This window comes from Bradyrhizobium sp. BR 10289 (assembly GCF_019455385.1).
Classification (GTDB): Bacteria; Pseudomonadota; Alphaproteobacteria; order Rhizobiales; family Xanthobacteraceae; genus Bradyrhizobium.
Genome location: NZ_JACOFR010000016.1, coordinates 1 through 14,471, shown reverse-complemented (window position 1 = coordinate 14,471; position 14,471 = coordinate 1). Strand labels below are relative to the sequence as shown.

Sequence of the window (14,471 nt, the reverse complement as noted above, 5' to 3'; positions counted from 1 at the left end):
AGGGAGGTTGAAGATGGTCGGGCAATATCGGGTGAGCCGTCGCCGGCTGCTGGCGGGTGCCGGCGGAATTGCGCTGGGCATGACTGGCCTCGGGGCGCAGGCGCAGGACGCCAAACCGCTTCGGATCGGTGTGCTTACGGACATGTCCAGCCTCTATGCCGACGTCACCGGCGCGGGCTCGCTGCTGGCAGCCAAAATGGCGGTCGAGGATTTTCAGGCCTCGCCCCACCGGATGACCAGGCCGATCGAGGTCATCAGTGGCGACCACATGAACAAGGCCGATGTGGGGGCCAACATCGCACGCGAATGGATCGATCGCCAAAGTGTCGACGTGATCGTCGATGCGCCGAATTCGGCTGTGGCGCTTGCGGTACGCAACATCGTGCAGCAGAACAACAAGACGCTGCTGGTTTCTGGCGCTTCATCATCGGACCTGACAGGCAAGTCTTGCTCGCCCAACCTGGTTCACTGGACGTACGACACCTATGCCCTTTCGTCGGGCGTCGCGCGAGCCGTTGTCGAGAGCGGCGGCAAAAGCTGGTTCCTGCTCACGGCCGACTACGCGTTCGGCCATGCCATGGAAGGGGACATCAAGAACGTCGTGCAGAAGTTCGGCGGAAAAGTCCTCGGCGGTGTTCGCACGCCGATCAATACCCAGGACTTCTCCTCCTTCCTGCTGCAGGCGCAGTCGTCGAAGGCGGAGATCATCGCGCTCGTCAATGCCGGCGGCGACACCATCAATTCCATCAAGCAGGCGGTCGAATTCGGCATCCCGCAGGGCGGGCAGCGCGTCGTCGCGACGGTCCTCTATCTGAGCGACGTGCATTCGCTCGGCCTGAAGATCGCGCAAGGGCTGCAGTTCACCGAAGCCTTCTATTGGGACTTGAACGACGATACCCGCGCCTGGACCAAGCGATTTGCGCCGCGCAACAACGGCCGCTACCCGACCGCACTGCATGCCGGCGCCTATTCGACGACCCTGCATTATCTCAAGGCGGTCGACGCGCTCGGCGCCTCCAGCGATGGCAAGGCGGTCGTCGAGCAGATGAAGAAGCTGCCGACCGACGATCCGTTGTTCGGTAAAGGCAGCGTGCGCGCCGACGGTCGCAAACTGCACAACATGTATCTGTTCGAGGTGAAGACGCCGGCCGACTCCAAATATCCCTGGGATTATTACAAGACGATCAAGACCATTCCTCCCGCCGAGGCATGGCGGCCGGTCGAGGAAGGCGGCTGCGAGTTCCTGAAGTCATGACCGTGACGGAGCGGCGGCCGGTGGCGCTCGTCACCGGCGGCGGGGGCGATATCGGACGCGCCATCGCACTGAGGTTGGCGCAGATGAGCGAAGCGGTCGCGATCGTCGATCGCGACGAGACCGCAGCCAGGGAAACTGCACGCCTCGTCGAGGCAGCCGGGCGCAGGGCGCTCGCGGTCCGTGCCGACGTCTCGAGTGCTCTCGACACGGCTGCCTTCGTCCAAACGGTCGAAGATCGGTTGGGTCCGATCGGTATCTTCGCGAACAACGCGGGTGTCGAAGGCGTCGTCGCTCCCTTGCACGAATATCCGGACGAGACATTCGACCGCGTGATGGGCGTCAATGTGAAGGGCGTCTTCCTCGGCCTCAAGCATGTGCTTGCAAAGATGCGGCAACGTGGAACGGGGGCGATCGTCAATACCGCATCGACGTCGGCGATCCGCGGACGGGCTGGGCTTTCCGGCTATGTTGCGTCCAAGCACGCAGTGCTTGGACTGACGCGCACGGCGGCGCTCGAGGTGGGTGGCACGAGGATCCGGGTCAATGCGGTTCTGCCAGGCCCGGTCGAGTCCCGCATGATCCGGGAGCTGGAAGGGCAGGCACGCGATAACGCCATTGCGCTACGGCGAAGCGGCGAAGTTGCTCGCGGGCAGCCGAAGGATGTTGCCAGTATCGTGGCCTTCCTTGCGTCCGACGAGGCTGCACATGTCAACGGCGCGGCTTGGGTCGTTGACGGCGGAATAACTGTTGGCTGAAGCCATGATCCGGAAAAGTGCGAAGCGGCTCTCCGGTAAGATTATGACCAAACAGAAATCCAAGGCGCGTTGACGAATCATCCAAATCTCGTCGCGCTTTAGGAAGCGCCTCCGATCTTTTCGGACACAATCCTGGCGGCGCTGCGCAGCTCGGTGGCGATCATGCCGGCCTCCTTCTCCGGGATCCGATCCTGCCTGACCAGCGGCACCGTCAATGCCGCCACCGCGCGGCCCGAAGCTTCGATGATTGGACAGCTGTAGGCCAGGATGCGCGTGTAGCCATCGTCATTGGAGAAGTTTCCTCCTTCCGAGGAGATGCGATCGAGCGCGGCAAGCGCCTTCTTGCCGCTGACGCGGTCATGTTCAGCGATGACCTGCGCGAGCTCCTGCCGCCGGCCTTCCAGCTGAAATGCCGCCAGAACCTTGGCGGACGCATATTGCTGGGTGAGCGGGAACACCGCGCCGACCTTGACCGACCAGCCCATCAGCCATTCCGGCTCGATGCGGGCAACCACCATGAACTGCTCGCCGTGCAACACGGTGAGGTGACACGACAGCTGCACTCGCGAGGCGAGCTGCTCCATCACCGGCAGCGCGGCCTTGAGCAGCCGCTCGGTCGGCGGGAATTGCGAGGCAATCCGGAACAACTTCAGCGTCAAGGTATATTCGCCGGTCGCCGGATCGCGCGCGACATAGCCGCGGCGCTCCAGCGCCACGAGCATCCGGAAGATCTCGCCGACGGAGCGGCCGACGCGCTCGGCAAGCTGCTTCTGGTTGAGGCCGCGCGCTTCGGCGGCCAGCGCCTCCAGGAGGTCGAGCCCCTTCTCCAAGGCCGGCGCACCCGGTTGGAGTTTTTCAGCGTCCGTCATCCATCAGGCCTTATGAGCTTCCGCATGTGCACAGCGGGAGTACCGGGTCCGTGTACCCGATTGCTCGCGCGGCGAAAAGTCACCTGCGTGAAGTGATGACGGCGGCTACAGCGATCGCATCGAAGTCTTGGCGCGCGTGGACTAGCGTGCGGTCTCGCCGCCGATCCGCGCCAGATAATCCTCCTTGCTGAACTGCATGTGATCCACACACAGCTGCGCCAGCGCCCAGCTGTCACGGCCTTTCAGGAGCTCGATCATCAATTCGTGCTGGCGCCGCGATTGCGCGAGCCCGTCGCGGTCGGCGAGATTTTTCGCGCGCATCGGCAGCGTCAGGTTCATGTAGTCCTGCAGCGAGCGCACCAGATAGGGATTGCCGCAGGCGGCGAACAGCGCAACGTGGAAGGCGTCGTTGGCCTCGTGGATGCCGCGCAAATCGCGGATGTCGGCCTTCGCGCAATAGTCGCGTTGTAACGCAGTTAACTCGTCGATCAGGGCTTGCGGCGCGGGCAGGGGGATCATCAGCGCGGCCTGCCGCGTCAGCATCTCCCGGACCTCATAGATCTGCCGGACTTCCTCGGCCGAGTAGAACCGCACGGTGGCGCCGACATTCTTCTCGCGGCGGACGATGCCGCGGCGCTCGGCATCCACCAGCGCCTGCCGCACGAAATGCCGCGAGGTGCCGTAGGCCGACATCAGCGCGTCTTCGGTGAGCCGCGCGCCGGGCGCGAGGCGGCCGAAGATGATGTCCTCCTCCAGCCGCGCGACGACGTCATCAGGATCGTCGCGCCTGATCGCCACGGCATCTGCGCTGCGAATGTCGGACATGCCCTCGGCCTCCGGCCGCCTTGCCGGTCCTGCCTTGTGGAGCAGGGCGAGGTGCGATTGTCAATAATTTGTGTCCGCCGGCGGTGTCTGGACCCAGAAAGGGTGCAAGTCCAGCCCAATCTTATTGACAATCAGGGGGCAGGCTGTAGCACAATGGCAAGTGAGAAGGAGCGGCATGATGACGAGTGGTTTGCGCAAGGGGCTGACGAGCTATGGCGATGCCGGCTTCTCGCTGTTCCTGCGCAAGGCGTTCATCAAGGCCATGGGGTATTCCGACGATGCGCTGGAGCGCCCGATCGTCGGCATCACCAACACCTATAGCGACTACAATCCCTGTCACGGCAACGTCCCCCAGATCATCGAGGCCGCCAAGCGCGGCGTGATGCTGTCGGGCGCGATGCCGTTCGTGTTCCCGACCATCTCGATCGCCGAGAGCTTTGCGCATCCGACCTCGATGTATCTGCGCAATCTGATGGCGATGGACACCGAGGAGATGATCCGGGCGCAGCCGATGGATTCGGTGATCGTGATCGGCGGCTGCGACAAGACTCTTCCCGCGCAGGTGATGGCCGCGATCAGCGCCGACCTGCCGACCGTGGTCATTCCCGTCGGCCCCATGGTGGTCGGCCATCACAAGGGCGAGGTCCTGGGCGCGTGCACCGATTGCCGCCGTCTCTGGGGCAAGTATCGCGCCGGCGAGATGGACGATGCCGAGATCGAGGCGGTGAACGGCCGTCTCGCCCCGTCGGTCGGCACCTGCATGGTGATGGGTACGGCCTCGACCATGGCCTGCATGATCGAAGCGATGGGCCTGTCGCTGCCGATGAGCGCGACGATTCCGGCGCCGCATGCCGAGCGTTTTCGTCTGGCCGAAGCCAGCGGCAAGGTGGCCGCCGAGATGGCCAAGGCCAAGGGACCGAAGCCGAGCGAGGTTTTGACGCCGTCGTCGTTCAAGAACGCGCAGGTCGTGCTGCAGGCGATCGGCGGCTCGACCAACGGCCTGATCCATCTCACCGCGATGGCGCATCGCTCGCCGCACCGGCTCGATCTCTCGGTGTTCGACCAGATCGGCCGCGAGGTGCCGGTGCTGGTCGACCTCAAGCCGTCCGGCGAGCATTACATGGAGCATTTCCATCACGCCGGCGGCGTGCCGAAATTGCTGAAACAGCTCGGCGATCTCGTCGACCTCGATGCGAAGACCGTCAGCGGCCAGACCTTGCGCGATGTCGTCGCCAACGCCGAGGACGTGCCCGGCCAAGACGCGATCCGGTCGCGCGACAATCCGATCAAGAAGGAAGGCGGTCTTGCCGTCCTGCACGGCAATCTCGCGCCGCGCGGCGCGGTCATCAAGCAGTCGGCGGCGAGCCCGAAGCTGTTGCAGCACACCGGGCGCGCGGTGGTGTTCGAATCCGTCGAGGACATGACGCTGCGCGTCGACGACCCCGAGCTCGATGTCACCGCCGACGACGTGCTGGTGCTGCGCAACGCCGGCCCGAAGGGCGCGCCGGGCATGCCCGAGGCGGGGTACCTGCCGATCCCGAAGAAACTCGCGCGCGGCGGCACCAAGGACATGGTGCGCATTTCGGATGCGCGCATGAGCGGCACCGCGTTCGGCACCATCGTTCTCCACATCACGCCGGAATCCGCCGTCGGCGGGCCGCTGGCGCTGGTGAAGAACGGCGACATGATCCGGCTGGATGTGGCCAAGCGCAGCATCGAGCTGCTGGTCGATGCCGCCGAGCTGGAGCGCCGGCGTGCCGCCTTCAAGCCGGTGGCTGCGCCCGAGGAGACGCGGCGGGGCTATGCCTGGCTGTTCAACGAGGCCATCATGCAGGCCGACGAGGGCTGCGATTTCGATTTCATGCAGAGGACTGGGAAGAAGACTGAGTAAGGGCTGACAACCAATGAACGCTCAGACCGCATAAGCGGCGGGCGATAAAACAGGGGGAGACGATGATGGCACGATCCATGCGTGTGTTGGTGGCTGCGGCCGCCACGCTGTTCGTCACGGGCGCCGGGGCACAGGAGGTCAAGCATTACCGCTTCGCCTATGACCAGCCCCGCAACACCGGCTATTCCATCGCCGGCGACCTCTTTGCCGACAAGCTCAAGGAATTGAGCAAAGGCACCATGATCATCGACCAATATCCCGGCGCGCAGCTGGGCCAAGAGCCGCAGGTGCTCCAGCTCGTTAAGGCCGGCGACGTCGAGTTCGCCATCATCTCGTCTGCGAACACCGCGACGATCTCGCCGCAAGCCGGCGTGATGTCGCTGCACTTCCTGTTCCGCGACGAGAACCACGTCATCAAGGGGCTCGCCGATCCAAAAGTGTTCGAAGCGCTCAAGACCCTGATCGACGAGACCACGCAGGGCCTGCATGTGATCGCGACCGGCTCGCAGGGCGTACGCCACATGTACTCCAAGCGGGAGATCCACAATGTCGGTGACATCAAGGGCCTGAAGGTCCGCGTGCAGGCGACGGCCACCGAGGATACCATGTTCCCGGCCTATGGCGCCCAGACCGTGCACATGCCGTTCGGCAGCGTCTACACCTCGCTTCAGACCGGCGTCGTCGACGTCGCCGAGAACAGCATCAATGTCTACCTCGTCAACAAGCATTACGAGGTCGCCCCCGTGCTGAACATCACCGAGCACGAGGCTAACAACGCGCTGGTGTTCATCTCCGACAAGCTCTGGCAGAGCCTGTCGGCCGAGCAGAAGGGCTGGGTGCAGACAGCAGCCAACGAGATCAGCCAGAAGGAGCCGGCCAAGGCGTTCGAGCTTGAGCGCAGCGCCGCCGAGAAGCTGAAGAAGATGGGCGTGAAGATCGTCGATAACGTCGACAAGAAGAGCTTCACGGCGATCGCCGATCCCTATCTCGACAAGCTCGCCAAGGACCTCGGCCCGCATGCCGAGAAGATCAAGAATTTGATCCGGGCGGTGAATTAGCCCCCATCGAAGCCGTCATGCCCGGGCTTGTCCCGGGCATCCACGTTCTTCGAGCCCGCGCCAAAGTGCGTGGATGGCCGGGACAAGCCCGGCCATGACGGAAAACTGCAGCCGGGAGCACCCATGCCCATCGCCGACAAACTGCTGGTTCAGCGTCAGCGCCACCTCAAATGGCGCTGGCTCGACTGGCTCGAGCTTGCGCTGATGATCCTGTGCGGCGTACTCTGCTTCGGTTTCTCGCTGTCGGTCACCGCCGACATCGTCACCCGCACCATCGGCCATCCCTGGCTGTGGCTGCAGGAGGTGACATCGACGCTGTTCATCTATGCGATCTTCGTCGGCACGGCGGCGGCAACGCGCCGCAATGACCATCTTTATCTGACCGCGATCTCTGAGGCGATGCACGGCACCTCGCGGCTGGTGGTCGAATCGATCATCCGCCTCGTCGTGCTCGGCGTCGCCTTCTGCCTGATCTGGTACGGCTACCAGAATTACCTGCGCGGCTTCGGCAGTTTTCGTCTTCCGTCGGGCACGCCGATCGCCTCGCTCTATGCGATCATCCCGCTCTCGGGCGTGCTGATCGGCCTCTTCACCATCGAGCAGCTTGTCAACGGCCTGCGCAACGGCTTTGACCATCCCGAGCCGCCGGAGGAGGACTCAGCGCCCGTCGTCACCGAAACCCAGGTGAGGGCGCAGCCGTGAGCGCACCCATTGTCCTGGCGTTGATGTCGATCTGCTTCCTGTCGTTCGGCTATCTTGGCGTGCCCGTGCCGTTCTCGCTGATGGCCGGCGTCTTCATCGGCGCGCTGCTGTCCGACGTTTCACTGGCCGCGATCATCCAGAAGATCTTTGACGGCGTCGATTCCGAAGCGCTGCTGGCGATCCCGTTCTTCCTCCTGGTCGGCGAGCTCATGAGCTCGGCCAACGTGGTGGTGCGCATAGCAAATCTCTCGGTGTCGCTGGTCGGGCACATCAGGGGCGGGCTGTCGCAGGTCGTGGTGGTCTTCAGCATGTTCTTCTCGGAAATGTCGGGCTCGACCACCGCCGACGTCGCCGTGATGAGCCGTGCACTCGGCGGTCCGATGAAGCGCGAGGGCTACGAGCCCGCCTTCATCGCCGCGATCATCGCCTCCGCCTCGACCATCGCCGCGCTGGTGCCGCCGAGCATCACGGCGGTCGTTTATGGCGCGGTCGGCAATGTCTCCATCGCCGGCCTGTTCATGGCGGGCGTCGTGCCCGGGCTGATGATCGGCTTCGGCCTGATGATCTATTGTTACTTCTTCGGCCCGTCCGGCCTGCGCAAGCCGCGCGCGCCGCTGCGGCAGGTGGTGTTCGCGGCAGGAGATGCAGCCCTGCCGCTGATGATCCCGGTCATCCTGTTAGGTGGCATCCTCACCGGCTGGTTCACGCCGACGGAAGCCGGCGTCGTCGCCGTGGTCTGGATCATCCTGGTCGTGATTCCCGCGCTGAACCGCGGCCACTTCCGAAAGATCCCCTACGATTTTTGCCTCGCGGGCCTCATCTTCTCGCTGCCGCTGATCACCATCGGCGCCGCCAATGCCTTCGGCTGGATGCTGGCGTACTTGCGCGGCGCCAGCTACATCGCCGACATGATCACCTCGATCGCCGGCAACGATCCGCATCTGATCATGCTGTTGATGGTGCTGCTGTTCACCGTGGTTGGCGATTTCATCGAGCCGGTGCCGACCATCATCATCTTCATGCCGCTGGTCAACACGCTGACGGAAGCCGGCGACATCAATGCGGTGCATATGGGCGTGGTGCTGATCGCAACCCTTGCCTTCGGCCTGATCACGCCGCCCTACGGACTCGTGCTCCTGATGGCGTCGAAATTCGTCGGCATCAGCTTTGCGAAGGCATTACGGGCGGCGCTGCCGATCTATGTCGTGTTCTTCGCCACCATCGCGTTCGCGATCTACTTCCCGAGCGTCGTGCTGTGGCTGCCGCAGAAGGTGCTCCCCGAGTCGGTCGGCTGCTTCAAATCGCCGGCGGGGACGGGCTACATCTGCCCTAAATGACGACCTGCTCGATCCGCCATTGCGGATCGCCGCACACGTAGCGGAACGGCGTGCCGTGGCTGTTCTTGAAATAGCTGCCGGACAGCGCCTTCGCCATGCCCTGCATCACCGCGTCATGGCAGACGAACAGCAGATCGTCGCCGGGATAGCGATCGATCCAGGCGGACACGCAGGCCAGCGAGCGCTCGGTCATGGCCTCCCAGTTCTCGCCGTCGGCGGGCAGGATCGAGACGAGGCCCGTCGCCGAATTGACGTTATGCTTGATCATGAGGTCGCGGACCGGCCGCCCCTCGAAACTACCGAAGTCGAACTCGATGATGCCGGCATCGATCGTCAGCGGCACCGCAATGACGTCCGCGATGATCTCGGCCGTCTTCAGCGCGCGCACCAGCGGGCTTGCGACGATGCGGCTGATGCCGACGCCGCGCAGCATGCGGGCGGCTTCGTGCGCCTGTCGCAGTCCGTCCTCGTTCAGCGGATTGTCGGTGCGGCCCTGGAACAGCCCCTTGCGATTCCAGTCGGTCGCGCCGTGGCGCAGGCCGTAGAAGCTGCGCGCGGGCGTCACTTCGACTTGCTCGTGAACTTCTTCACGGCGAGGCGAAACTCCTCCGTGTTCATCGCCATGATGATCTTGTGCTCCTCGGCATCGAGCTGCTGTTTTACCGGCGTGGTGGCGGCCGCATAGACCAGCGACTTGGTGCCTGATATCGCCGCCGGCGGGTTCTGCGCGAGGCGTTCGGCGAGCTGCCGCGTCGCTGCCTTCAGCTCGGTCGCCGGAACGGTTTTGGCGACGAGGCCCCATTCACAGGCCTGCTGTGCGGTGAAATTGTCCTCGGACAGGAAAATCTGCAGCGCGCGGCGGGCGCCGACCGTGCCTACGATTCCGACCGTCGAGCCGCCGTCCGGCGACACCCCGATCTTGGCGTAAGCCGGCGTGAACTTGGCGTCATCGGCGGCGATGCAGAGATCGGTGACGAAGGCGAGGCCCATGCCGGCGCCGGCCGCCGAGCCGTGCACGCTCGACAGCGAGATCTTTGGCATGCGCCTGAGGATCTCGATGAAGGCGTGGTAGTGCTTCAAGAGTTCGCCGACGATGGGCGTCACAGTGTTGGCCTCCGCCGCAGCGCCAATGGTCTGGAGGTCGCCGCCGGCCGAGAAGGCACGGCCTTCGCCCTCGATCACCACGACCCTGATGGAATCGTCGCCCTCGATGTAAGCCGCGAGCTGTTCGAGCTTTTGCGCGATCGCGAGATTGATCGAATTGAACGCGGCGGGACGGTTGAGCGTGATGGTCGCGATCGGGCCGTCGATCCGCAGCAGGGCGGGATCGTCGGGTTTTGAGACGGGCGCTGGCAGCATCTTTGAAATCCCCGGCTAGAGGTTCGTTGCTGCAACTAAATCGCAGAAGGCGAGGGGTGACAATCCCCGCCTACGGGCCTTGCGTCGCGCGGAATGATCGGTTCAAATAGGCCACCTTCGCCGAAGGGACGGACACGAGCGCCGGCTCCTCCTGGGCAAGCCAAGCCATATCAGTGAGAGGAGACGACATGGGTCACGCTCGTGTCTTGCAGAAATGGGCTGTCCGATGAGCGACGGTCCGGTGGTCATCATCATCGGGGCCGGCCATGGCGGCTACCAGGTCGCGGCATCCCTGCGCCAGGCTGGTTTTGCCGGCCGCGTCTGCCTGATCAATGACGAGGCGCATCTGCCCTATCAGCGCCCGCCGCTGTCCAAGGCCTACATCAAGGGCTCCGCCGGGCCGGACAGCCTGATGTTCCGCCCCGAAAAATTCTACCAGGACCAGGCCATCGAGCTGATCGCGGGCCGCGCCGTTTCGATCGACCGCGCGGCGCGCACGGTGCTTCTTGCCTCAGGCGACAAGCTGCCTTACGGCCACCTCGTGCTCGCGACCGGCGCACGCAACCGGCTGCTCGACCTGCCCAATGCCAATCTGCCCGACGTGAAATACTTACGCATCCTCGACGACAGCGAGGCGCTGCGAAAGGTCATGCCGACGAAAACGCGCGTCGTGGTGATCGGCGCCGGCTTCATCGGCCTCGAATTCGCGGCGACCGCGCGGATCAAGGGCCTCGAGGTCGACGTGCTTGAGCTCGCTCCGCGCGTGATGGCGCGCGCGGTGACGGCGGAGGTCTCGGACTATTTTCAGGCGCGGCATCGCGAGGCCGGCATCCGCATTCACCTCGGCGTGCAGGCGACCTCGATCGAGGCCGAAGGCGGCAAGGTGACCGGCGTCAGTCTCAGCGACGGAAGGCATCTGCCTGCCGATCTCGTCGTGGTCGGCGTCGGCGTGCTGCCGAATATCGAGCTTGCGGCGGAGGCCGGGCTGCCGGTCGCCGCTGGCATCATCGTCGACGAATATCTTGCGACGGCCGACCCGGACATTTCCGCGATCGGCGATTGCGCGCTGTTTGCCAGCCCCCGCTTCGGCGGATCGCTGCGGCTGGAATCGGTGCAGAACGCCACCGACCACGCCCGCTGCCTCGCCGCGCGGCTGACTGGCGACAAAAAGCCGTATGACAGCCATCCCTGGTTCTGGAGCGACCAGGGCGACGACAAGCTCCAGATCTCGGGCCTCACCACCGGCTACGACCGCGTCGTGCTGCGCGGCGATCCCGCCAAGCGGGCGTTCTCCGCGTTCTGCTATCACGGCGACAGGCTGCTCGGCATCGAGTCGATCAACCGCGCCGGCGATCACATGTTCGGTCGCCGCTTGCAGGCGATGGACCGTCAGATCACGCCGGAGCAGGCAGCGGACGAAAGCTTTGACCTGAAGAGCGCGCTGGCGTGATCAACCGGCGCTGAGAACAGCCTCAACCTCCGCGGCCGTCGGCATCGATGGCCCCGCGCCCATGCGCTGCACGCTGATCGAGGCGGCTGCGTTGGCGAAGGTGAGGGCGGTGCGCAAGGCTGCGCCGCCAGCCAGTTGCGATGCGAGCGCGCCCACAAAACAATCGCCGGCGCCGGTGGTGTCGATCGCCTTCACCGCGCGGCCGGCGACGGAAAGCTCCTCGCTGGCCGCGAGCGCCAGCACGCCGCGCTTGCCGAGGGTGACGCAGATGGTCTGGTCCGCACGGGCCTGAAGTTTTCGCGCAACATCGATGATCCGCGCTGCACTATCGCCCTCGGAGAGCTCCACACCGGCGAGGAAGCCGAGCTCGGTCTCGTTCAGCACGAGAATATCAACGAGCGCGAGCAGCTCGCTCGACATCTTCTGCGCCGGTGCCGGGTTGAGCAGAGTCATAGCGCCAGCCTTGCGCGCCCGCGCAAAGAACGCAGCAATCGTCGGCAGCGGGATCTCGAACTGGCTGACGGCGACATCCCCCTTCGCCAACGGTGCGTCCGCGACATCCTCCAAGCTGACCAGCGCATTGCTGCCGGGGATGACGATGATGGTGTTGTCCGATTCCGCGACTGTAATGATCGCGGTGCCGCTATGCGTGTCGGCGTCGCGGACGGAGCCGAGATCGATGCCTTGCGCGCCCAGGAACGTCCGCAACTCGGCCCCGAACGCATCCGTTCCGAGCCGCCCGATCAGCGTGGTCCGCGCCCCCAGTCGCGCCGCGGCGACCGCCTGGTTCGCGCCCTTGCCGCCCGGAAAATACAGCACCTCTTTGCCCGCGACGGTCTCGCCGACTTTTGGGTGGCGATCGGCCGTCGCCACCACATCCATATTGATGCTGCCGGCGACGAAGACGCGCCCCATCCGAAGCTACACCCTGACCTCGAACTCGTGCCTGACCTTGGCGATGTCGACCAGCGTCGGCAGGCCGGCCTCGTTGCCGAGCCGCTGGATCTTGAACGTCGAGGCGGCCCGGGCGAAATCGAAATGCTCGCGCCAGCTTTTGCCGGGATGGGCGAGGTACGAATAGACATAGGCGCCGTGGAACACGTCGCCGGCACCATTGGTGTCGATCACGCGCTCGCGCGGGATCGGCATCGCCGGCATGGTCTCGACCGTACCGGTCTCGTTGTACCAGAGCAGGCCCTTCTCACCCATGGTGACGCCGCCGATCTTGCAGCCGCGGCTCTTGAGATATTCCAACATCTGCGGCGGCGTGAGGTCCATCTGCTCGCACAGCCGCTCGGCAACGATGGCGACGTCGATGAACTCCAGCAGCTCATGCGTGTTGGTGCGCAGGCCGCCGCCGTCGAGCGAAGTCAGGATGCCGGCCTCGCGGCACACTTTTGCGTAGTGCATCGCCGCATCCGGCTGATGGCCGTCGATATGCAGCGCGCGGCAATTGCCGAGATTGAGGATCGGGAACGGATGGATGTGGGAATCGTCGCGACAGCGGACGATGGCGCGCTTGCCGTCCTTGGGCATGATGAAGGACAGCGAGGACTGGTTCACCTTTCGCGCATGCAGCGAGATCGCGTATTTAGCGCACATGTCCTGGAACATGCGGCCCAGCCAGTCGTTGGCCGCGGTGGCGATCAGGTCCGGCACGATGCCGAGCTTGGCGCAGCAGAACGCCGCCGTCACCGCATTGCCGCCAAAAGAGACCGCGTAGTCCGTCGCCACGTGCTTCTCGTCGCCGGTCGGCATATGGTCGGTGATGAAGACGACGTCGATATAGGTCTGTCCGATAAAGAGAGCCTGCATTGGTTGTCCGTGATGCGCTGGATGGTCCCGGCCGGCGCACTTACCTTAGCACCGCTTCGGCGCATGCAACGCCAAAAATATCGCAAAGCCATGGCGATAGGCGCTTGAGGAAGGTCGGGGGCCGGATTACGACCGTGGCAGGGCCGGCAGTGCCCGGGCAGAGCCAAGGGCGCTAGGGGCGTCCTGGTTCCGGCCCATCGGAGGGAGGGAACATGATCACCGGCCTCGATCACGTCGTTGCTCTGGTCAAGGATATCGGCGCGGCGAAGGCGGCCTATCAGACGCTGCTCGGACGCGCGCCGGCCTGGCAGAATTCGGGCGAGGGCGCCGACCGGGTGCTGTTCACCCTCGACAACATGACCATCGAGCTGATGGCGCCGAGTGGTTTCAGCGTGACCGCCGACCGGATGCGCGCGCTGCTCGACGATCAGGAGGGCGTGCTCGCCAGCCTGTGCTTTCGTGTCGCAGACATGGGCAAGATGCACCGTCGGCTGGAGCGGGTGGCCTTGAGGCCCGATCCGGTCGCGGAGGTCGAAAGCAGCGATGCCGCGACCGACGCTGTCCTGCACTGGAAACGCACGCGTGCCGCGACCGAGCTGACGCGCGGCGTGCGCATGTTCTTCCTCGAACTCGCCGAGGAGCGCCCCAAATCCGTCGCGACCGACATCGCGCCGATCGACGGGCTCGATCATGTCGTCATCACCACCGAGGATTCCGATCGCGCCGCCGCGCTCTATGGCGCGCGGCTCGGGCTCGACCTCGCGCTCGACCGCTCGCACCAGGATTGGGGCCAGCTGATGTTCTTCCGCTGCGGCGACCTCATCGTCGAGGTGGTGCGCCGTCCCGTGGCGGGCGGCGATTCCCAGCACGATCGTCTCTGGGGCCTGAGCTGGCGCGTCGCCGACATCGACGCCACCCGCGCCCGCCTGATTGCGGCCGGCCTCGATGTCACCGAAGTCCGCAACGGCCGCAAGCCCGGCACACGCATCATGACCGTGCGCAGCGGGACATGCGGCATCCAGACCGTGCTGCTGGAGCGCTCGCCGAAGCCGGTGGAGTGACCGGGCGGTGTCGTGTCCCGGACGCGCTGCAACGCTCTTGCGTTGCTGCGCAGAGCCGGGACCCATATGTGGACGGCCCCCGTGGCACAAGAGC

At 64.8% G+C, this 14,471-nt stretch carries 14 protein-coding genes; 8 read left to right on the top strand and 6 right to left on the bottom strand.

Going from position 1 to position 14,471, the window contains the following annotated elements; all coding sequences use genetic code 11:
- The first annotated feature begins 13 nt into the window (after positions 1-13).
- The gene (locus HYH08_RS23925) at positions 14-1,255 is read left to right on the top strand and encodes an ABC transporter substrate-binding protein (protein WP_502788665.1); all 1,242 of its coding nucleotides are present in this window, start codon (positions 14-16) and stop codon (positions 1,253-1,255) included.
- Positions 1,252-2,010 (top strand): SDR family NAD(P)-dependent oxidoreductase, encoded by a 759-nt coding sequence (locus HYH08_RS23920; RefSeq protein WP_220012283.1) that lies wholly within the window; start codon positions 1,252-1,254, stop codon positions 2,008-2,010. The genes HYH08_RS23925 and HYH08_RS23920 overlap by 4 nt, the downstream gene beginning before the upstream one ends.
- Before the next feature lie 98 nt (positions 2,011-2,108).
- Here HYH08_RS23920 and HYH08_RS23915 read toward each other — a convergent pair whose 3' ends face one another.
- Together HYH08_RS23915 and HYH08_RS23910 are read right to left on the bottom strand one after the other, a co-directional pair.
- Positions 2,109-2,879 carry an IclR family transcriptional regulator gene (locus HYH08_RS23915; RefSeq protein ID WP_220012282.1) on the bottom strand — a complete coding sequence of 257 codons (771 nt, stop codon included), beginning with the start codon at positions 2,877-2,879 and terminating at the stop codon, positions 2,109-2,111.
- A 141-nt stretch (positions 2,880-3,020) separates the two neighbouring features.
- Complete coding sequence (locus tag HYH08_RS23910; protein ID WP_220012281.1) at positions 3,021-3,704, bottom strand: GntR family transcriptional regulator; 684 nt, start codon at positions 3,702-3,704, stop codon at positions 3,021-3,023.
- 178 nt (positions 3,705-3,882) lie between these two features.
- On the opposite strand from HYH08_RS23910, the gene HYH08_RS23905 reads away from it, so the two are divergent.
- The 4 genes from HYH08_RS23905 to HYH08_RS23890 all read left to right on the top strand — a co-directional run bounded on the left by HYH08_RS23905 (position 3,883) and on the right by HYH08_RS23890 (position 8,692).
- A complete protein-coding gene (locus HYH08_RS23905; protein WP_220012428.1) occupies positions 3,883-5,595 on the top strand; it encodes an IlvD/Edd family dehydratase in 1,713 nt (570 codons plus the stop codon).
- Positions 5,596-5,657: 62 nt separating this feature from the next.
- On the top strand, positions 5,658-6,653 hold the full coding sequence (locus tag HYH08_RS23900; RefSeq protein WP_220012280.1) for a TRAP transporter substrate-binding protein: 996 nt from the start codon (positions 5,658-5,660) through the stop codon (positions 6,651-6,653).
- A gap of 123 nt (positions 6,654-6,776) precedes the next feature.
- The gene (locus HYH08_RS23895) at positions 6,777-7,355 is read left to right on the top strand and encodes a TRAP transporter small permease (RefSeq protein ID WP_220012279.1); all 579 of its coding nucleotides are present in this window, start codon (positions 6,777-6,779) and stop codon (positions 7,353-7,355) included.
- Entirely contained in the window at positions 7,352-8,692 is a 1,341-nt protein-coding gene (locus HYH08_RS23890; RefSeq protein WP_220012278.1) for a TRAP transporter large permease, read from the top strand. Before HYH08_RS23895 ends, HYH08_RS23890 begins: the two co-directional genes overlap by 4 nt.
- Here HYH08_RS23890 and HYH08_RS23885 read toward each other — a convergent pair.
- Entirely contained in the window at positions 8,685-9,257 is a 573-nt protein-coding gene (locus HYH08_RS23885) for a histidine phosphatase family protein (RefSeq protein WP_220012277.1), read from the bottom strand. The two genes, HYH08_RS23890 and HYH08_RS23885, sit on opposite strands and share 8 nt — an antisense overlap.
- Positions 9,254-10,048, bottom strand: coding sequence for an enoyl-CoA hydratase/isomerase family protein (locus HYH08_RS23880; protein WP_220012427.1), 795 nt, complete (start codon positions 10,046-10,048; stop codon positions 9,254-9,256). Before HYH08_RS23880 ends, HYH08_RS23885 begins: the two co-directional genes overlap by 4 nt.
- Before the next feature lie 229 nt (positions 10,049-10,277).
- On the opposite strand from HYH08_RS23880, the gene HYH08_RS23875 reads away from it, so the two are divergent.
- Positions 10,278-11,501, top strand: coding sequence for an NAD(P)/FAD-dependent oxidoreductase (locus tag HYH08_RS23875; protein ID WP_220012276.1), 1,224 nt, complete (start codon positions 10,278-10,280; stop codon positions 11,499-11,501).
- Here HYH08_RS23875 and rbsK read toward each other — a convergent pair whose 3' ends face one another.
- Both rbsK and HYH08_RS23865 read right to left on the bottom strand, forming a co-directional pair.
- On the bottom strand, positions 11,502-12,416 hold the full coding sequence (rbsK, locus tag HYH08_RS23870) for a ribokinase (protein WP_220012275.1): 915 nt from the start codon (positions 12,414-12,416) through the stop codon (positions 11,502-11,504).
- Positions 12,417-12,422: 6 nt separating this feature from the next.
- Positions 12,423-13,316, bottom strand: a complete 894-nt coding sequence (locus tag HYH08_RS23865) for a sugar kinase (protein ID WP_220012274.1) — start codon at positions 13,314-13,316, stop codon at positions 12,423-12,425.
- A 212-nt stretch (positions 13,317-13,528) separates the two neighbouring features.
- On the opposite strand from HYH08_RS23865, the gene HYH08_RS23860 reads away from it, so the two are divergent.
- Entirely contained in the window at positions 13,529-14,377 is an 849-nt protein-coding gene (locus HYH08_RS23860) for a VOC family protein (RefSeq protein WP_220012273.1), read from the top strand.
- Positions 14,378-14,471 lie beyond the last annotated feature (94 nt).